General features: G+C 73.0%; 12 protein-coding genes. 11 read left to right on the forward strand and 1 reads right to left on the reverse strand.

The features are described 5' to 3' along the window. The 9 genes from TR48_RS00005 to TR48_RS00045 all read left to right on the forward strand — a co-directional run. The coding region (locus tag TR48_RS00005; RefSeq protein ID WP_052442287.1) for a RelA/SpoT-related domain-containing protein at positions 1-1,818 on the forward strand (1,818 nt) is incomplete at its 5' end. 27 nt (positions 1,819-1,845) lie between these two features. Beyond that, on the forward strand, positions 1,846-3,390 hold the full coding sequence (hflX, locus tag TR48_RS00010) for a GTPase HflX (protein ID WP_042363677.1): 1,545 nt from the start codon (positions 1,846-1,848) through the stop codon (positions 3,388-3,390). A 344-nt stretch (positions 3,391-3,734) separates the two neighbouring features. Continuing rightward, positions 3,735-5,306 carry a diaminobutyrate--2-oxoglutarate transaminase family protein gene (locus TR48_RS00015; RefSeq protein WP_084728671.1) on the forward strand — a complete coding sequence of 524 codons (1,572 nt, stop codon included), beginning with the start codon at positions 3,735-3,737 and terminating at the stop codon, positions 5,304-5,306. A gap of 503 nt (positions 5,307-5,809) precedes the next feature. Further along, positions 5,810-7,390, forward strand: a complete 1,581-nt coding sequence (locus TR48_RS00020; RefSeq protein ID WP_063770857.1) for a pyridoxal phosphate-dependent decarboxylase family protein — start codon at positions 5,810-5,812, stop codon at positions 7,388-7,390. Continuing rightward, a complete protein-coding gene (locus tag TR48_RS00025) occupies positions 7,387-9,381 on the forward strand; it encodes an IucA/IucC family protein (protein WP_063770858.1) in 1,995 nt (664 codons plus the stop codon). Before TR48_RS00020 ends, TR48_RS00025 begins: the two co-directional genes overlap by 4 nt. Then, positions 9,378-10,154: a GNAT family N-acetyltransferase gene (locus tag TR48_RS41460; protein WP_052442288.1), complete on the forward strand. Its 777-nt coding sequence runs from the start codon at positions 9,378-9,380 to the stop codon at positions 10,152-10,154. Before TR48_RS00025 ends, TR48_RS41460 begins: the two co-directional genes overlap by 4 nt. 212 nt (positions 10,155-10,366) lie before the next feature. Next, positions 10,367-12,043, forward strand: a complete 1,677-nt coding sequence (locus TR48_RS00035) for a lysine N(6)-hydroxylase/L-ornithine N(5)-oxygenase family protein (RefSeq protein ID WP_063770859.1) — start codon at positions 10,367-10,369, stop codon at positions 12,041-12,043. Positions 12,044-12,076: 33 nt separating this feature from the next. Next, positions 12,077-12,931 (forward strand): carbon-nitrogen hydrolase family protein, encoded by an 855-nt coding sequence (locus tag TR48_RS00040; RefSeq protein ID WP_042363678.1) that lies wholly within the window; start codon positions 12,077-12,079, stop codon positions 12,929-12,931. Positions 12,932-12,943: 12 nt separating this feature from the next. After that, complete coding sequence (locus tag TR48_RS00045; protein ID WP_084728640.1) at positions 12,944-15,061, forward strand: ATP-dependent DNA helicase; 2,118 nt, start codon at positions 12,944-12,946, stop codon at positions 15,059-15,061. Between the two features lie 314 nt (positions 15,062-15,375). On the opposite strand, the gene lexA is transcribed toward TR48_RS00045, so the two are convergent. After that, positions 15,376-16,209 carry a transcriptional repressor LexA gene (gene lexA, locus TR48_RS00050; RefSeq protein ID WP_152627723.1) on the reverse strand — a complete coding sequence of 278 codons (834 nt, stop codon included), beginning with the start codon at positions 16,207-16,209 and terminating at the stop codon, positions 15,376-15,378. Between the two features lie 420 nt (positions 16,210-16,629). Here lexA and nrdR point away from each other — a divergent pair, with 420 nt between their 5' ends. Both nrdR and TR48_RS00060 read left to right on the forward strand, forming a co-directional pair. Then, complete coding sequence (nrdR, locus tag TR48_RS00055) at positions 16,630-17,112, forward strand: transcriptional regulator NrdR (protein ID WP_042363679.1); 483 nt, start codon at positions 16,630-16,632, stop codon at positions 17,110-17,112. Positions 17,113-17,254: 142 nt separating this feature from the next. Further along, a complete protein-coding gene (locus TR48_RS00060; RefSeq protein ID WP_042363680.1) occupies positions 17,255-20,143 on the forward strand; it encodes a vitamin B12-dependent ribonucleotide reductase in 2,889 nt (962 codons plus the stop codon). Positions 20,144-20,276 lie beyond the last annotated feature (133 nt).

Here is a 20,276-nt window from a genome sequence, read left to right on the forward strand (position 1 = left end):
GGCGTCGGTGCGGGCCGGGGCGTGGCGGACGGCCAGGCGGCCGGGCCGCTGGAGGCGTTCGCCGCCCAGCTGCGCCGCCAGCTGCGGGACGCGCGCGTCTCCGCCGAGGTCAGCGTCCGGCCGCGCCACTGCGTCTCGCTGCAGCGGGCCCGGCTGCGCCGCGGGGTCGAGCTCGGGCCGACGGATTTCGGCCGCCTTCTCGTCGTGGTCGAGGAGAACGCCGACTGCTACGCCGTCCTCGGCGAGCTGCACACCTGCTGGACGCCGCTGCCGGGCGAGTTCAAGGACTACATCGCGGCACCCAAGTTCAACCTCTACCAGTCGCTGCACACCTCCGTCGCGACGGGCCCCGGCGAGGTGGTGGAGGTGCTGGTCCGCACCGCGCGGATGCATCAGATCGCCGAGTTCGGCGTGGTCGCGCTCGGAGCCCCCGGAGCGCTCGGCGCGCTGGGCGCGCTCACTGCGTCCGACGCCGCCACGCCCGGCGGCGGCCAGACGGGAGCGGAGACCGCGGCCGACGGCGCCGCAGACGAGACCGAGGTACGCGACCCGCTGGACCACACCGACCCGGGCCGTCCCGGCTGGCTCGCCCGGCTGCTGGACTGGCAGCGCGACACGCCCGACCCGGACACCTTCTGGTCCCAGCTGACCGCCGACCTCGCCGGCGACGGGGAGATCACCGTGCTCGCCGGCGACGTGGGGGAGGGCGGACGGCCCGCCCGTCTGCAGCTGCCTGCGGGCGCCACCGGCGTCGACGCCGCCTACGCCCCGGGCGAGGAACACGGCCACCGATGTATCGGCATGCGCGTCAACGGCCGCCTCACCGCCCTCTCCACCCCGCTCCACGACGGCGACACCGTCGAGCTGCTCACCGAGCCGCCCGGCGAGGAGACGGCCGGGCCGGCCCCCGAGTGGCTCGCCCACGCCCGCACGCCCGGCGCCCGGATCGCCATCGAGCGCTGGCTGGCCGGACATCCGGAGCCGGAGCAGGCCGCCGGAGCCCCGCCCGCCTCGTCGGCTGACGCGCCGCGCGCCCGCCGTGCGGGTGTCGGAGCGCTGCTCGGCGGCGGGCCGGTCGACGCCGGTCGGGCCGTGATCACCGCTCCGGCCATGCCCGACGCCTCCGTCCGCCTGGCCCGCTGCTGCACCCCCGTGCCGCCGGACGAGCTGCTCTGCTTCGCGATCCGCGGCGGCGGCCTCGCCGCCCACCGCGACGACTGCCCCACCGGAACGGCCATGCACGCCGCCGGCCGCCCGCCCGTCGAGGCGCGCTGGCTGGAGAGCCCGACGCCGACCGGCTACCGGGTCACCATCCAGGCGGACGCGCTGGGGCGCCCGCGGCTTCTCGCCGACCTCACCGCCGCCATGTCCGGAGCGGGCGTGGACATCATCTCCGCCGAGGTCGAGCCCCCTCGTGAGCTGCAGGTCCGCCACACCTACACCGTCGAGCTCCCGGCGGCGGAGGCGCTGCCCGAGCTGATGCGGGCGATGCTGCGCGTCCCCGGGGTCTACGACGTCTACCGCGCCTCGGGGACGGGCGGCCGGGCCTCCGGCCGCGCGGCGGCCGACGCCGAGGCCGAGACGTTGCCGGAGGCCGACGCCCCGGCGGTGACCGCCGGGGTGGTGAGCCGGGCCGCCGGGCCCGCGATGGAGGCCGTCGGCACGCGAAATGATGGTGACCGGAGTCGGAGGGGCGTGCGACCATCGAGGGGAATGCGCGGCAGACCTGCCGCGTTCTCACCTCTGGGGGATTCCTCGGAGCTCCCGGTGGGCCACTCGCAGGACGAGTGCCCGGAGCCGGAGCTGTCGAGGGAGTAGGGCCCCGATCGACTGCCAAAGGATGCAATGACCTCCACGTTCGAAACCCGCGACGCCGACGCGAACGACGGCCGCGGCGCCCGCCGCCCGGCCGATCTGCGCGCAGAGGCACTGATGGACGAGGACCTCGCGGGAATCGACGGGATTCCCGGGCGCCTCTACACCAACGACTACGACGGTGAGCAGTACGACCGCTCCGACCGAGCGTCGCTGCGCCGTGTCACCGGGCTCTCCACCGAGCTCGAGGACGTCACCGAGGTCGAGTACCGACAGCTTCGTCTGGAGCGGGTCGTGCTCGTCGGCGTGTGGACGGACGGCACCGCCGAGGAGGCCGAGAACTCGCTCGCCGAGCTCGCGGCCCTCGCCGAGACGGCCGGTTCCCAGGTGCTCGACGGCGTGATCCAGCGCCGCGAGCGGCCCGACCCGGCCACCTACATCGGCTCCGGCAAGGCCGCCGAGCTGCGCGACATCGTGCTCTCCAGCGGCGCCGACACGGTGGTCTGCGACGGTGAGCTCTCGCCGGCCCAGCTGATCCACCTCGAGGACGTCGTCAAGGTCAAGGTGGTCGACCGGACCGCCCTGATCCTGGACATCTTCGCCCAGCATGCCAAGTCCCGAGAGGGCAAGGCCCAGGTCTCGCTCGCGCAGATGCAGTACATGCTGCCGCGGCTGCGAGGCTGGGGTCAGTCCCTGTCCCGGCAGATGGGTGGTGGCGGCTCCGGCTCCTCCGGCGGCGGCATGGCCACGCGTGGCCCCGGTGAGACCAAGATCGAGACGGACCGGCGCCGGATCCGCGAGAAGATGGCGAAGCTGCGCCGGGAGATCGCGGACATGAAGAAGGGCCGCGACACCAAGCGCCAGGAGCGCCGTCGCAACCAGGTGCCCTCGGTCGCGATCGCCGGCTACACCAACGCCGGAAAGTCCTCCCTGCTCAACCGGCTCACCGGAGCCGGTGTGCTGGTGGAGAACGCCCTGTTCGCCACCCTGGACCCGACCGTCCGCCGCGCCGAGACGCCCGGCGGCCGCGTCTACACCCTGGCCGACACGGTCGGTTTCGTCCGTCACCTCCCGCACCACCTGGTCGAGGCCTTCCGCTCGACCATGGAGGAGGTCGCCGAAGCGGACCTGATCCTGCACGTCGTCGACGGCGCGCACCCCGAGCCGGAGGCCCAGCTGGCCGCCGTGCGCGAGGTCGTCGTCGAGGTCGGCGCGCAGAACGTGCCGGAGATCGTAGTGATCAACAAGGCGGACGTCGCCGACCCGCTGGTGCTCGCGCGCCTGCTGCGCCGCGAGCCGCACGCGATCGCGGTCTCCGCGCGCTCCGGCGCGGGCATCGAGGAGCTGCTCGGGCTCATCGAGTCCGAGCTGCCGCGTCCGTCCATCGAGGTCACCGCGCTCGTGCCGTACACGCGCGGCGATCTGGTGGCCAAGGTCCACCGCGACGGCGAGGTGCTGGGCGAGGAGCACAACGGCGAGGGCACCGTGCTGCGCGCCCGCGTCGGCTCCGAGCTGGCCGCCGAGCTGGAGACCTTCGCACTCGCGCCGCTGGCCCTGGCGGCCGCCGAGGGCTGAGAGCGTTCGGCGCGCTGAGGGCCGAGCACAGCGCTGAGGCCCGCGCGTTCCGGGAACACCCCGGGACACGCGGGCCTCAGTCGTTTTCCGGCCTGCTCGCGTGCGGCTCGGTGCGGCATGGTGCAGCTCGTGTGCGGGGTTTGTGCAAGGCCGTTTCTCCGCGGTGCTCATGGTCGTTAGCCCGATGGAACGTCACCCGAAGGGGGTGCGTACCACCGCAACCGGGGCTGCTCGTTCGGGTGGTTGCCCGTCCGCGAGGAGGTACTGAGCCCATGTCCACCAGGGCCCCCATGTCGTCCACGTCGTCCATGTCGACCGCGATGCCGACCCCCGCCGCGCCCGCGATGCCGACCACCGCCCCGGCGGGGATGCCGCCCACCGCCGCGGCGGGGATGCCGCCCACCGCCGCGGCGGGTGGAAGCGCGGAGGCGATTCTGGGCAGACAGGCCGCTCGCGAGTCCGCCGCCCGCACGTACGCGCGGACCCTGCCGATCGTCCCGGTCCGCGCCCGCGGCATGACCGTCGAGGGCGCCGACGGTCGTCGCTACCTCGACTGCCTGGCCGGCGCGGGGACTCTGGCCCTCGGCCACAACCACCCGGTCGTGCTGGAGGCGATCCGCGCGGTCCTCGACTCCGAGGCCCCCCTGCACGTCCTGGACCTGGCGACACCGGTGAAGGACGAGTTCACCACCGCGCTCTTCGAGACGCTGCCGCCGTCGCTGGCTCGCGACGGGCGCATCCAGTTCTGCGGTCCCGCCGGAACGGACGCGGTCGAGGCCGCGCTGAAGCTGGCCCGCCTCGCGACCGGGCGCAACGGCCTGCTCACCTTCACCGGGGCGTACCACGGCCAGACCGCCGCCTCCCTCGGGGCCACGGGCGACGTGGCCGTACGCGCCGGGCTGGGCGAGGGGGGTGGCGCGGGGGGTTCGGTGACCCGGCTGCCCTACCCCTACTCCTACCGCTGTCCGTTCGGCGTCGGCGGCTCCGCCGGGGCCCGGCTGGGGACGCGGTGGGCCGCCTCCCTGCTGGAGGACCCGAAGGGCGGTGTCGACCTCCCCGCCGGGATGCTTGTCGAGGTCGTCCAGGGCGAGGGCGGCGTCATCCCCGCCCCCGACGAGTGGCTGCGCGAGCAGCGGGAGTTGACCGCGCGCCACGGCATCCCGTTGATCGTCGACGAGGTGCAGACCGGCGTCGGCCGCACCGGCGCCTTCTGGGCCGTGGAGCACTCCGGCGTCGAGCCCGACATCATGGTCGTCTCCAAGGCCGTCGGCGGCAGCCTGCCGCTGGCCGCGATCGTCTACCGCGCGGACCTCGACGTCTGGTCGCCCGGCGCCCACGCGGGCACCTTCCGGGGCAACCAGCTCGCGATGGCGGCGGGCGCGGCGACACTCCGCTTCGTCCGCGAGCAGGGTCTGGCCGCCCGCGCCGCCGAGCTCGGCACCCGCATGCTGGCCCGGCTGCGCGGCATCCAGCGCGAACTCCCCGTCATCGGCGACGTGCGCGGCCGGGGCCTGATGCTGGGCGTCGAGCTGGTGGACCATCAGGCCGCCCCCGACGACCTCGGCGCCCGCCCCGCCGCCCCGGAGCTGGCCCACACCGTCCGCAGTGAGGCGCTCCGTCGCGGCCTGATCCTCGAACTCGGCGGCCGCCACGGCTCGGTGGTCCGCCTGCTCCCGCCGCTGACGATGACGGACGAGCAGGCGGAGGCGGTGCTGGAACGCCTCGCGGACGCGATCGTCTCGGCCGGGCGCCTGCTCTACGGGCCCGGCTGGCTTTCCGCTGCGGCAGCCGCCGTGCCTGTCGCCGCACGGGTGGCCCCGATGCATGGCCCGCCCGTCCAGGCCCCGGTCGGCCGCGTTCCGGCCGCCCGGTCTGCCGCGCCCGAGTCGGTCCCCTGCCCCGGCGGTGCGGAGTGACCGCCGGGGCAGGGGATCGGAGCCGGGCGGACGAGCCTCCCGACACGCAGGCCACCGACACGCAGGCCACCGACACGCAGGCCACCGACACGCAGGCCACCGACGCCGGGTGCGGCGACCCCGGGCGCGGCGACCCCGTCAGGAGACGGCAGGGCGAGCCTCCCCGGGGCGGGGAGTCCCGCGCGTCCGGGCTGCGAGGTCCGGCCGTATCCGGGGGCGTTGCCGGGGTCGGGACCGGGGTCGAGGCTGAACCCGAGGTCGGGGCCCCGGCCGGGGCCGCGCCTGGGGACAGGGCCAGGGACAGGGCCGAGCTCGCGCGCGGGGGCAGTGGCAGGGCCGGAGACAGGGCAGAGCTGGCGCCCGGTCCCGGTCCCGTCCCCGTCGCGGCAGCCCTGCCCGTCACGGGAGACGCCCGCCGTGAGTGGTTGGAGACGCGGGCCGGGGGCGTCCTTGGGGGCGCCGGGACCGGGGGCCTTCCCCACGGGGCGGAGCTCGCGGGCGGGTTGGACGGGCCCGAGGCGCTGGCGCCGCTGTTGGCCCAGGTGCTGGGAGCGCTTCGGGTCGGGGCGGAGGCGCGCGGCGGCCCACTGCCCGCCGGTGGTCCGGCCGGAGTGGCCCGCCTGCTCCGCGAGTTGCTCAGCCCGGGCGCGCTCCTCCCCGAGACCGGCGATCCCGACGCCCTCGTCGAGCTGACCCGTGCGCTGGCGGCCACCGCGGCTGATCCCGCCGATCCCGCGTGCGCCGCCCACCTGCAGGTCCCGTCGCTCGCCGTGGCCGCCGCCGCGGACCTCGCCGTCGCCGCGCTGAACCCCTCCCTCGACTCCTGGGACCAGGCCCCGGGCGCCACCGAGATCGAGACGGCCGTGCTGCGGCTGCTCGCCGAGACGGTGGGCTTCGAACATCCCGACGCCGCGGCCGGCGTCTTCACCACCGGCGGGACCGAGTCCAACCTGATGGCTCTACTGTTCGCCCGAGACGCGGTGCTGGCGCGGGAGTTCGCCGTCCAGGGGGGTGGCGCGATCCCCGCCGAGGCGGCCGGCCGGCTGCGGATCTTCTGTTCGGCCGCCGCGCACTTCTCGCTCGCCCGCGCGGCCGCCGTGCTCGGCCTCGGCCCCCAGGCCGTGGTCCCGATCGAGGTGGCCGAGGACGGAGCCATGGACCCGCGGCTGCTCGACTGGAGTCTGGCCGACGCCCGTACCGGCGGGCACGTCCCGTGCTGTGTCGTCGCGACCGCCGGGACGACGGACCGGGGCGCCGTCGACCCGCTGCGCGCCGTCGCGGCAGTCGCCCGTCGACACGGTGTGCCGCTGCACATCGACGCCGCCTATGGGGGTGGCGCGCTCTTCTCCCGAACCCTGGCACCGCTTCTCGACGGATTGGGCCTGGCGGACACGGTCGGTCTCGACCTGCACAAGCTGGGCTGGCAGCCGGTCGCGGCCGGCGTTCTCCTGGCCGCGGACGCGGCGACGCTGACTCCGCTCGAGCAGCGTGTGGCGTACCTCAACCCGATGGACGACGAGGAGGCCGGGTACAGCTCCCTCCTCGGCCGTTCGCTGCGGACGACTCGCCGGCCGGACGCCTTCAAGGTCGCCGTCACCCTGCGGAGCCTCGGCCGGGACGGTCTCGGCCGCATGGTCGACCGCTGCCATGCGCTCGCCCGTCACGCGGCCCGCGTGATCACTGCCGAGCCGCGCCTGGAGCTGGTCGCCCAGCCGGTGCTGACCACCGTCCTCTTCCGCTACCTGCCCGATCCCGGCCCGGACGACGTCGGTGCCGGTGCTGCTGCCGGCGCTGGCACTGGCACTGGGGCCGGCGGACTGGGCGTCGTCGACCTCGTCAACGCCGAGCTGCGCCGACTGCTGCTCGCGAACGGCACCGCCGTCGTCGGCCGCACCGAACTGCCGGGAGCCGACGGAGGCGTGCGGCTGAAGCTCACCCTGCTCAACCCCCACACCACAGAGGCGGATCTCGACCGCCTGCTCGCTCTGGTCGTCGCGGCGGGCGCCGCGGTCGAGCGTGAACGGGTGGGCCGCGCCGGACCCGACCAGCAACGCCCGAGCAAGACCCAGGAGAAGCACGCGTGACCACCCTTCCCGCGCAGCAGTCCCTCGTCGCGCCGACCTCGACCGCAGCCGACGCCGAGATCACCAAGTTCGCCACCCCCGACCCGTTGCACCATCCTGACCCACTCTCGGTCGCGGACGCCGCCGCGACCGAGAGTCTGCTGCGTTGCTGGGTGCGTGAGACGGGCACCGAGGTCCCGGTTGCGGGGCGGAGCCTGGAGCTCCCGCTGGAGGACGGCCTGCTACTGCGCGCGCCGGTGCGCTACCGGTCGCCTGCCGGGTGGCATCGCTTCGGGCGCGCCGAGTTGGTGCGCCAGGCGGCCCCGGCCGCTTCCGGCGCGCCCACCGGCTCCGCCACCGAGTCGGCTCGCCCGGCCGACGCCGTCACCGTGGCCGCACTGCTGGCACGATCGGCCGTCGGGGACGAAGCCGGGGTGCGGTCCGAGCACGTCGCCGACCTGGCCGGGCGCGTCGCGGACTCGGTGCGGCGGACCGCGCAGTTCGTCGCCGAGAGGAGAGCCGCCGCCGAACCGGGGCCGAGCCTCACCCCGTTCCTCCGCTCCGAGCAGGCGCTGCTGCTCGGGCACCCGCTGCATCCGACGCCCAAGAGCCGAGAGGGCCTGGGTGAGGCCGAAGCCGCCGCCTACTCGCCGGAGTTGCGCGGTGCGCTGCACCTGCACTGGTTCGCCGTCGACCGCGAGCTCGTGGCTGCGGGCGAGGGGGTGCTGCCGCCCTGGGCCTCGTCCGGCGGACGCGACGTCGGCGCTTCGGACGGCCCGTCGGCGGACCTGCTCGGCGTGGCCGGAACGGCCCGGATCACCGCGTCCTTGCGCGGCGCCGACGCTCCGCCGCCGCCGGCGGGAACGGTCCTCCTGCCCCTCCACCCGTGGCAGGCACGGGAGCTGAGCAACCGCCCGGAGGTCCGCGCCCTCCTCGACGCCGGCCGCATGCACGACTTGGGCCAGGCGGGCGGGCTCTGGTATCCGACCTCCTCCGTGCGCACCGTTCACCAGCCGGGGACACCGTGGATGCTCAAGCTCTCCTTGGGGCTGCGCATCACCAACTCCCGCCGGGAGAACCTGCGCAAGGAGCTGCTGCGCGGTGCCGAGGTGCACCGGCTGCTGGAGGCCGGGTTGGGCGCCGAGTGGCGCGGCGCCCACCCCGGATTCGACATCGTCCGTGATCCGGCCTGGATCGGCGTCGACCTGCCCGGCGCGGCGGCGGACCCCGCCCGCGCGAGCGGCTTCGACACCGTCCTGCGTCAGAACCCCTTCGGCGCCCAGGAACGGGCTCACTGCCTGGCCGGTCTCGTGGCCGAACGCCCCTGGCCGGGCGGACACGCCTCGCACCTCGCCGAACTGATCCACCGCCTGTCCGCCCGAACCGGCCGTCCCGTGCCGACCGTGGCGGCGGAATGGTTCCTGCGTTACCTCGACGCCGTGGTGCTGCCCATCCTCTGGTTGGACGGACAGGCCGGCATCGCCCTGGAGGCGCACCAGCAGAACAGCGTGGTCCTGCTCGACGCGGAGGGCTGGCCTGTCGGCGGCCGCTACCGCGACAACCAGGGCTACTACTTCCGCGACTCCGCGGCCGCGGCGCTGGAGCGACGGCTGCCGGGCATCGGCCGTGCCAGCGACACCTTCGTCCCGGACGCCGTGGCGGACGAGCGGTTCGCCTACTACCTGGGCATCAACCACCTCCTCGGCCTGGTGGGCGCGTTCGGGGCCCAGGGGCTGGCGGGCGAGCGGGTGCTGCTCGCCGCGCTGCGGGGCTTCCTGGCGGGGCGGGGCGCGGCCACGGGATCGCCCCTGCCCGCCCGCCTGCTGGAGACGCCCGTCCTGCGCTGCAAGGCCAACCTGCTCACCCGCCTTCACGGCTTGGACGAGCTGGTCGGGCCGGTGGAGACGCAGTCGGTCTACGTCCCCTACGCCAACCCGCTCGTGCTCGCCGCACCGGCGTCGGTGCTGCCGTCCGTGCCGGGAGCCGACGCGCTCGCCGGGGCGGGCGCGTGAGCGACCAGCACCACGTGCGCGGCGCCTTCGGCGCCGCCACGACGCCGGAGGCGGCGCCGCCCACGCCCGCCGCCCCGCCGGTGCCCGCCGAGGCGGTCTCCGAGGGGTTCTCGGGGGTGCCGACGCAGCATCGCGCCTCCGCGCACCCGAGGACCGCTCATCCCCTGTGGCAGCGGCAGCACTGGGCCCGGCGGGGCGACCTCCTCGACGGCGTGGCCCGCTGGGGCGTGATGCCCACCCGGCACGGCGACTTCCGTCTCCAGCCCGTGCGGCTGCCCCGTGATCTGCCGCTGCTCGTGGACTGGATGAACGACCCGGTGGTCTCCGCGTTCTGGGAGCTCTGCGGTCCACCCGAGCTCACCGAGCACCACGTCCGTGCCCAACTCGACGGCGACGGACGCAGCGTGCCGTGCCTCGGCCTGCTGGACGAGCGGCCCATGAGCTACTGGGAGATCTACCGGGCCGATCTGGATCCGGTGGCCCGCCACTACGCCGCCCGCCCGCACGACACCGGCCTCCACCTGCTGATCGGCCCCGCGACGCAACGCGGTCGCGGAGTCGGCAGCTCCCTGTTGGCCGCGGTCGCCCGGCGCATCCTCCGCGAGAGACAGGCGGCCCGGCGCGTCGTCGCCGAACCGGACGTGCGCAACCTCCCGTCCGTGCGCGCCTTTCTGCGGGCCGGCTTCCGTCTCGAAGCCGAGCTGCAGCTTCCGGAGAAGCAGGCCGCGTTGATGGTCTACGACCGGCCCCTGGCGTACGACCGGTCGCGCTGAGCGGGTGGGCCGCCGAAGCCACCTGCTGCCTGGGGCGGCGCCTCGGGGGCACCGACGCGCCGCTGTGCGGGCCGCCGCCGGTCGCTGCCGTTCCGGCTTCTCGTTGCGTGCTTCTGCGCCCCCCTCCGGGCTCTTCCCCTCCCGTCTCTCCCGTCGTGCCTTCCCTTCCCTCCGATCCCTCCTTGCCCGTCACCGTTCGAAAGGAGCAGCCTGTGGACCCCTCGCGTTCACCGGGCGCAGCCGCCGCCCGTCCGTCGGCGCGGCCCCGCGCGTGCGCCGACGACAGCCGCACCGGTGAGGTCCATGACCTCGTCGGCGTGGGTCTCGGTCCGTTCAACCTCTCCCTCGCCGCCATGGCCGACCGGGTGCCGGACCTCAGGTCCGTCTTCCTCGAGGCCAAGCCGGAGTTCAGCTGGCACCCGGGCCTGATGATCGAAGGCGCCCGGATGCAGGTGCCCTTCCTCGCGGACCTGGTCTCGCTGGTGGACCCGACCAGCCCATGGTCCTTCCTCGCCTACCTCGGCGACCGGGACCGTCTCTTCCCCTTCTACTTCTCCGAGCAGTGGCATCTGACCCGCCGTGAGTACGCGGACTACTGCCTCTGGGCCGCCGACCGCCTGCCCAACTGCCGCTTCGACAGCCCCGTCAAGTCCGTCCGCTGGAACGCGGGTCGGAGTGTCTTCGAGGTCGAGGTACCGGGCCGGGAGCCCTACCTCGCCCGCCATCTCGTGCTGGGCGTCGGCACCGAGCCCGTCATCCCACGGGCCTTCGCCGACCTGGTGAACGCCGCCGGTCCGGCCGTCCACTCGAGCGAGTACCTCACCTCTCCCCGCTCACCCCTGACGCTAGCGCGGGGCACTGACAACGGCGGTGGACTCCGTTCGCTCAGGGACGTCACCGTGGTCGGCTCCGGCCAGTCCGGCGCCGAGGTCTTCCTCGACCTGCTGCGGCGTCGCGGCAGTGACGCCGGTCCGCACCTGCGCTGGATCACCCGCACCGCCGCGCTGGCGCCGATGGAGTACTCCAGGCTCGGTCTGGAGCACTTCACCCCGGACTACACCCGGTACTTCCACTCCCTCCCCGAGCCCACCAGGGACGGGCTCGTTTCGCGCCAGTGGCAGCTGTACAAGGCCGCCAGCGCCGAGACCCTGGCGGCAATCCACGAGGCCGTCTACGAGCGCACCACCGCGGGCGGGGCCGCGGACGTGGAGATCGTGCCCGGCACGGAGGTGCTCGCGGCCCGCGGCGGCGAGGGCCGCGCGAGCGGCCAGGGCGGCCAGGGCGGCGAAATCGGCGACGGCGGGATCGGCGGGATCGGCGGGATCGAACTGCGGTGCTCCCACCCGCAGTCGGGCGCCGAGTACGCGCTCCGCACCGACCTCGTGGTGCTCGCCACCGGGTACGCCGCCCGCAGGCCCGCGCTGCTCGACCCCGTCCGAGACCTGGTCCTCTGGGACGCCAAGGGGCGTTACCGGGTCGGCCTGGACCATCGGGTGGCCCTGCGGGCGGACGTCAGCGCCCGCCTGTACGTGCAGAACGCCGAGCTGCACACCCACGGCGTGGGCACACCCGATCTCGGCCTCGGCGCACACCGTGCCGCCGTGATCCTCAACGCCGTCTGCACCGAGGTGCTCGGCCACCCGGTGCACCGGCTCCCGGAGGCCACCGCGTGGACCACCTTCGGCCGTCCGCGCAGCGCACTGGACCTGCCCGCGGACGCCGCCGCGCATCCTGCGGCCCGCTCCGTCGCGCGTGCCGCCACCCGTCCGGCGACTGACTCCGCCGTCCGTTCCACGGCCCACGCACGGACCGCCGATCTCGCCGACGGCACCGTGCACGTCGCGCACCTCGCGGCCCCTGAAAGCCCCGCTGCCCTGGTTCACCCCTGACAGCCCCCCGCCCATGACGCTAGGCTCCGCGCCATGGATGATCAACTGTCCCTGCCCGCCCAGCCGCTGACCGTGGCCGCCGGGCAGGCCGCCTGCGCCTCGCTCGATCTCGTCGCCAACGCGGCCACCGCCGCCGACCTGGTCCGCCGCGCCGCCGATCGCGGCGCCGACCTGCTCGTCCTGCCGGAGCTCTTCCTCACCGGCTACGAGCTTCCGGGCATCACGACCGACCCGGACCGCCACACCACCGGCGCAGACGACCCGCGCCTCGACCCCCTGCGCGAGGCCTGCGCCGCCCACCGCACCGCCCTCGTCGTCGGCGCGCCGACCCGCGCCGAGGACGGCGCACCGCGCATCTCCGCGCTCGCCTTCGACCGTGACGGGAAGCTTGCGGCCACCTACGAAAAGCAGCACGCCACGCCGGGCGAGCGCGTCGCCGGGTTCACGCCGGGGGCCTGCGGCACCACCTTCGTCCTCGACGGCTGGCGGTTCGGTCTCAGCATCTGCTGGGACTCCTCCTTTCCGGAGCACGCCCGCGCCGCCGCCCTGGACGGCTGCCACGCCTACCTGAACGGCGCCATGTTCGGCCCCGACTTCTCGGTCAAGGCGAACTCCTTCCTGTTCCCGGCGCGGGCCATGGACAACACCTCCTACGTGGTGCTGGCCAACCACTGCGGCCCGAGCGGCCCCTACGACGGGGGCGGGCACAGCGCGATCTGGGGGCCGCTCGGCGATCTGCTCGCCGACGCCGGCGAGGCCGATCCGGGGCTGGCTGTCGCCGAGTTCGTCCCCGAGGTGCTGCGCGCGGCCCGCGCGGCGGAACCCGTGCTGGTGGATCCAAGCCTGAGCGCACCCGTCCGGCCGCGATTTGTCGGTGGCGCCCTCTAGGGTGGGAGGGCCATGAGTGACAGCATCCTTGAGCCCGACCCGGCCGATTCCGGCGCCGCCTCCGAGCCGTCCGGCGCGCAGCCCGACGCGTCCGCCGGTGAGGCCGCCCCCACCGGCGCGGACGCCTCCTCGCGCATCCGCGAGCTGCTCCACGCCGCCGTGACGTCCGTGGGCGGGACGGAGCGTCCCGGCCAGGTGGCGATGGCGGAGGCCGTCGCCACGGCGGTCGAGAACGGCGAGCAGTTGCTCGTGCAGGCCGGCACGGGCACCGGTAAGTCACTCGCCTATCTGGTTCCTGCCCTGGCCCACGGCGACAAGGTGGTCGTCGCCACGGCCACGCTGGCCCTGCAGCGGCAGCTGGTCGAGCGCGATCTGCCGCGCACGGTCGACGCGCTGCGTCCCCTGCTGCGTCGCAAGCCCACCTTCGCGATGCTCAAGGGCCGCTCCAACTACGTCTGCCTGCACCGGGTCCACGAGGGCGCACCCAGCGACGACGAGGCCGGCCTCTTCGACCCCGCCGAGGTGCTGGGCGGTCCCAGCAGCAAGCTGGGGCAGGACATCGTCCGCCTGCGCGACTGGGCGGACGAGACGGAGACGGGCGACCGCGACGACCTGTCACCGGGCGTCTCCGACAAGGCCTGGCAGCAGCTCTCGGTCAGCTCCCGGGAGTGCCTCGGTGCGACCAAGTGCCCCTACGGCGGCGAGTGCTTCGCGGAGAAGGCGCGGGAGCGGGCCAAGCTCGCCGACGTGGTGGTCACCAACCATGCCCTGCTCGCGATCGACTCCCTGGAGGGCGCGCCCGTCCTGCCCGAGCACGGCCTGCTGATCGTCGACGAGGCGCACGAGCTGGTCTCGCGGGTCACCGGCATCGCCACGGCCGAGCTCACCACGACGGGGGTGAACCGTGCGGTCAAGCGCGCCGCGAAGCTCGCCAACGAGAAGGCCGTGGACAAGCTCCAGGCCGCCGCGGAGAACTACCACGGCCTGATGGAGATCGCCGACGGAGGACGCGTCGAGGAGCTCCCCGAGAACCTCTACTTCGCGGTCGCCGCGATCCGGGAGGCCTCGCGCGAGGTGATCACCTCGCTCGGCGAGATCCGCGACCGCGGCGTCAGCGACGAGGACGCCGTGCGCAAGCAGGCGATGGCCTCGCTGGAGACCATCCACGACACCACGGACCGGCTGCTCGAGGGCAGCGTCTACGACGTCGTCTGGATCGACCGCAACGACCGGTTCCTGGCAGCCCCGGCCTCGTTGCGGGTGGCCCCGCTGAGCGTCTCCGGGCTGTTGCGCGAGAACCTCTACACCGATCGCTCGGTGGTGCTGACCTCGGCCACGCTCAAGCTCGGCGGCGACTTCACCGGCGTCGCGGCCTCGCTCGGCCTCTCCTCCACGGGCAGGGACGACGTGGGGGAGAAGATCGAGGGCACGGAGGGCGCCCCCGTCTGGCGGGGCCTCGACGTCGGCTCGCCCTTCGACTACCGCAAACAGGGCATCCTCTACGTCGCCCGTCATCTGCCCCCGCCGGGACGCGATCCGGAGCGCCCGGAGATGCTGGACGAGCTCGCCGACCTGATCGGCGCGGCGGGCGGTCGCACTCTCGGTCTCTTCTCCTCCATGCGTGCGGCGCAGGCGGCCGCGGAGGCGCTGCGCGATCGCGTGCCGGGGGAGATCCTGCTCCAGGGCGAGGACACGCTGGGGGAGTTGATCAAGCGCTTCGCGGCCGACGCGGAGTCCTGTCTCTTCGGCACGCTCTCCCTCTGGCAGGGCGTGGACGTGCCGGGCTCGGCCTGTCAGTTGGTCGTGATGGACCGGATCCCGTTCCCACGCCCGGACGACCCGCTGATGAGCGCACGCCAGAAAGCCGTCGAGGAGCACGGCGGCAACGGCTTCATGGCCGTGGCGGCCACGCACGCCGCCTTGCTGATGGCCCAGGGCGCCGGCCGCCTCGTCCGGTCCGCAGACGACCGCGGCATCGTCGCCGTGCTCGACTCGCGCCTGGCCACGGCCCGGTACGGCGGATTCTTCCGCTCCTCGATGCCGGAGTTCTGGTACACCACGGACCGCAACCAGGTCCGTCGCTCACTCGCCGCGATCAACGCCTCGGCGCCACCCGTGCGAGCCCGCTGAGGCAGGGGAATCCGGTCCGGGGGGAACAGGTCCGAGCCGGAACAGGTCCGGGCGGGACGGGTCCGGGCGGGACGGCCTGGTCGCAGCCGGCCTGCAAGAAACTGGCCTGGCCGGACGACGGACGGTGCGGGCTGCCCGGTCGGGGACGAGAACACCCAACGGCATGTGCCCGGAATCTGTGGCGGCCGCGAGCGGAATCCGGAGCGTCCGAAGCACCCGGATTCGGCCGCGCCGTGCTCGCCAGGGTGCCCCGGCCGACATGTGGTCGTCGGTCGGGGCCCAGGTTGTTCGGGCCCCGGAAGAGGAGCCTTGGGTCAGAGGCGGCGCAGGACCGCGACGACCTTGCCGAGAATGGTCGCGTTGTCGCCGGGAATGGGCTCGTACGCGGCATTGTGTGGCATCAGCCAGATATGTCCGTCCTCGCGCTTGAGGCGCTTGACGGTGGCCTCGCCGTCGATCATCGCGGCGACGATGTCGCCGTTCTCCGCGACGGGCTGACGGCGCACGGTGACCCAGTCGCCGTCGCAGATCGCGGCCTCGATCATCGAATCGCCGCTGACCTTCAGTACGAACAGCTCACCGTCGCCGACGAGCTGCCGCGGCAGCGGGAAGACGTCCTCGACGGACTGCTCGGCGAGGATCGGGCCACCGGCCGCGATCCGGCCGACCAGCGGGACGTAGGACGTGGCCGGACGGCCGCTGTTGGCCTCGGGGACCGGGCGGGCCACCTCCATGCCGCGCACCTCGTAGGCGCGTGGGCGGTGCGGATCCCGGCGCAGGAAGCCCTTGCGCTCCAGAGCCATCAACTGGTGGGCGACCGAGGAGGTGCTGGACAGGCCGACGGCCTGACCGATCTCCCGCATGCTGGGCGGATAGCCGCGTCGCTGCACCGAATCCCGGATGACCTCGATGACGCGGCGCTGGCGCTCGGTCAGCCCCGCCTCGTCCGTGCGGATGCCTGGCGGGCGCCCCGGGAGGGAGCGCGCGGGGCTTTCTTGAATATCCAAGGAGTGTCCCGAGGAGTGCGTGACGGAAGGACCGCTAGCCTGGTCCGGAACGAGACCGGAGGCGGGGTTTCGCGATTCTTCCTGGGTGGCGAACTGGGAGCGTTCCTGCACCGGGACGGTGCTGCTTTCGGCGATGGTCACGGCGGCCCCTCTCTACCTACGGACGTTCTCCCTTGAATAGGCCAACGGTAGGTCCTATCGAAAGGTTGCGCCAAACACACGTTCGAGTGAATTATTGCCAGAAACCCTGAACTGATCAAGGTTTCGGGTGTATTTCTACTCGCTCGTACGATCGCTTGTTCGAGTCGAATCCTCTCATGGATCACCTCCGAGCGTGCTCGAAACCCCCTCTTCGCCCCTTTGCGCGCGTCGTTTCGCGGGTCGTCACGGGGGCTCGACGGGTGACCTGCGCCGATCGCGAAGCGTGAGACCACCGACACGACACGCGGTGGCGAGGTGGTGCGTGACACACCAGATCTAGTGGTTAGATAGGGGACCGCAGCCCACAGATTGTGGTCTGCAGCGGAGTGAGCACAGCAACATCCAGGAGGGGAGCGGGACGTGCACTGCCCCTTCTGCCGTCACGCGGACAGCCGAGTCGTGGACTCTCGTACCACCGACGACGGCAGCTCGATCCGACGCAGGCGCCAGTGCCCCGACTGCAACCGCCGGTTCACGACGGTGGAGACCGCTGCCTTGATGGTGGTGAAGCGCAGCGGGGTCACCGAGCCCTTCAGCCGCGACAAGGTGATCAACGGGGTCCGCAAGGCCTGCCAGGGCAGGCCCGTCACCGAGGACGCCCTCGCGCTGCTGGGCCAGCGGGTCGAAGAGGCGGTCCGCTCCACCGGGAGCGCCGAGCTGTCGGCCCACGACGTCGGCCTGGCCATACTGGGCCCCCTCAAGGAACTGGACGTCGTGGCCTACCTCCGGTTCGCCTCGGTGTACCGGGCCTACGACTCGCTCGAGGACTTCGAGGCCGCCATCGCCGAGCTCCGCACCGAGCTCCCCGGCGAGCGGCCCCCCGTGCCCGCGCCCACGCCCTGAACCCTCGGCGCGTTCCAGGGTGCGCGGCACCTTCTCAGCACTTCGTTCGCAGCACGTGGTGCTGAATCAGCCAGACACGAACCAGCAGGCGACCCCGGGAAGCAGCGGGGCGCTCAGGGCGTTTGCCCAGGAGGAGGCGGCAATGACAGACACCACGAGCGGCTCCCGCGCCGGCCGGAACGGGGCGGCCAAGGGCAAGGCCGACGCCAAGGCCAAGGCGGGCGCCGGGCTCACCGTCGAGCGCATCTTCACGACCCCGGGCGTGCACCCCTACGACGACGTGACCTGGGAGCGTCGTGACGTCGTCATGACCAACTGGCGTGACGGCTCGATCAACTTCGAGCAGCGCGGCGTCGAGTTCCCCGACTTCTGGTCGGTGAACGCGGTCAACATCGTCACCAGCAAGTACTTCCGCGGCGCGGTCGGCACCCCGCAGCGCGAGTGGAGCCTGAAGCAGATCATCGACCGGGTGGTGAAGACCTACCGCGCCGCCGGTGAGCAGAACGGCTACTTCGCCACCGCCGCCGACGCCGAAGTCTTCGAGCACGAGCTGACCTACGCCCTCCTCCACCAGGTCTTCTCGTTCAACTCGCCGGTCTGGTTCAACGTCGGCACCGCCCAGCCCCAGCAGGTCAGCGCCTGCTTCATCCTGGCCGTCGACGACTCCATGGAGTCGATCCTCGACTGGTACAAGGAAGAGGGCATGATCTTCAAGGGCGGCTCCGGCGCGGGCCTGAACCTCTCCCGCATCCGCTCCTCCAAGGAACTGCTCTCCTCCGGCGGCAACGCGTCCGGCCCGGTCTCCTTCATGCGCGGCGCCGACGCCTCCGCCGGCACCATCAAGTCCGGTGGCGCCACCCGCCGCGCCGCCAAGATGGTCGTGCTCGACGTGGACCACCCGGACGTCGAGGCCTTCATCGAGACCAAGGTCAAGGAGGAGGAGAAGATCCGCGCCCTGCGCGACGCGGGCTTCGACATGGACCTGGGCGGCGACGACATCACGTCGGTGCAGTACCAGAACGCCAACAACTCCGTGCGCGTCTCGGACGAGTTCATGCAGGCCGTGGAGACGGGCGGCCAGTTCGGTCTGCGCGCCCGCATGAGCGGCGAGGTCATCGAGACCGTCGACGCCAAGGGCCTGTTCCGCAAGATGGCCGAGGCCGCGTGGGCCTGCGCCGACCCGGGCATCCAGTACGACTCGACGATCAACCACTGGCACACCTGCCCCGAGTCCGGCCGCATCAACGCGTCCAACCCCTGCTCGGAGTACATGCACCTGGACAACTCCAGCTGCAACCTCGCCTCGCTGAACCTGATGAAGTTCCTGCGCGACGACGACAGCTTCGACGCGGTGACCTTCGCCAAGGTCGTCGAGCTGGTCATCACCGCGATGGACATCTCCATCTGCTTCGCCGACTTCCCGACCGAGAAGATCGGCGAGACCACCCGCGCCTTCCGCCAGCTGGGCATCGGCTACGCCAACCTCGGCGCCCTGCTGATGGCCACCGGCCACGCCTACGACTCCGAGGGCGGCCGCGCGCTCGCCGGCGCCATCAGCTCGCTGATGACCGGCACCGCCTACAAGCGCTCCGCCGAACTGGCCGGCATCGTCGGCCCGTACGACGGCTACGCCCGCAACGCCGAGCCGCACCAGCGCGTCATGCGCCAGCACGCGGAGGCCAACGACGCCGCCAAGCGCATGGACGACCTGGACACCCCTGTGTGGGCCGCGGCCACCGAGGCCTGGCAGGACGTCGTCCGCATCGGCGCGCAGAACGGTTTCCGCAACGCCCAGGCCTCCGTGCTGGCCCCGACCGGCACCATCGGCCTGATGATGGACTGCGACACCACCGGCGTCGAGCCCGACCTCGCCCTGGTGAAGTTCAAGAAGCTCGTCGGCGGCGGCTCGATGCAGATCGTCAACGGCACCGTCCCGCGGGCGCTCAAGCGCCTCGGCTACCAGGACGAGCAGATCGAGGCGGTCGTCGACTTCATCAGCGAGCACGGCAACGTCGTCGACGCCCCGGGCCTCAAGCCCGAGCACTACGAGGTCTTCGACTGCGCCATGGGCGAGCGCTCCATCTCGCCGATGGGCCACGTCCGCATGATGTCCGCGATCCAGCCCTGGATCTCCGGCGCCATCTCCAAGACCGTCAACATGCCGGAGAGCGCGAGCATCGAGGAGGTCGAGGAGATCTACTTCGAGGCCTGGAAGCTCGGCGTCAAGGCCCTGGCGATCTACCGCGACAACTGCAAGGTCGGTCAGCCGCTGTCGGCCAAGACGAAGTCGACGGAGACCAAGGCCGTCGAGCCCGCGACCGCGGCGGCCCCGGCCCCGGTGGCGGAGAAGGTCGTCGAGTACCGCCCGGTCCGCAAGCGCCTGCCCAAGGGCCGTCCCGGCATCACCACCTCCTTCACGGTGGGCGGCGCCGAGGGCTACATGACCGCCAACTCCTACCCGGACGACGGTCTCGGCGAGGTCTTCCTGAAGATGTCCAAGCAGGGCTCGACCCTCGCGGGCATGATGGACGCCTTCTCCATCGCCGTCTCGGTCGGTCTGCAGTACGGGGTGCCGCTGGAGACCTACGTCTCGAAGTTCACCAACATGCGCTTCGAGCCGGCCGGTCTGACCGACGACCCGGACGTGCGGATGGCGCAGTCGATCGTCGACTACATCTTCCGCCGCCTGGCGCTGGACTTCCTGCCCTTCGAGACCCGCTCGGCGCTCGGCATCCACTCTGTCGAGGAGCGCCAGCGTCACCTGGAGACCGGCTCCTACGAGCCGGCCGACGAGGAGGACGTCGACGTCGAGGGCCTGGCCCAGTCCGCCCCGCGCGCCTCTTCGCCGGTCGTCATCCAGACCACCCCGGCCGTCGCGGCCCCGGCCCCGCACAACACGGCGGAGCTGCTGGAGATCCAGCAGGGCGTCAACTCCGATGCCCCGCTCTGCTTCTCCTGCGGCACCAAGATGCGCCGCGCCGGCAGCTGCTACGTCTGCGAGGGCTGCGGCTCGACCAGCGGCTGCAGCTGATTCCCGCTATCGCCGACCTGTCGGCGTGGCGACCGCTGTACTGATTGACCACGATTGACCGCCTGTGTCCCCCGGAGCCGCGGCTCCGGGGGACACACGTGCATTGCGGCGCATCAGCGCAGGTCACTAGGGT

The organism is Streptacidiphilus neutrinimicus (assembly GCF_000787815.1).
Classification (GTDB): domain Bacteria; phylum Actinomycetota; class Actinomycetes; order Streptomycetales; family Streptomycetaceae; genus Streptacidiphilus; species Streptacidiphilus neutrinimicus.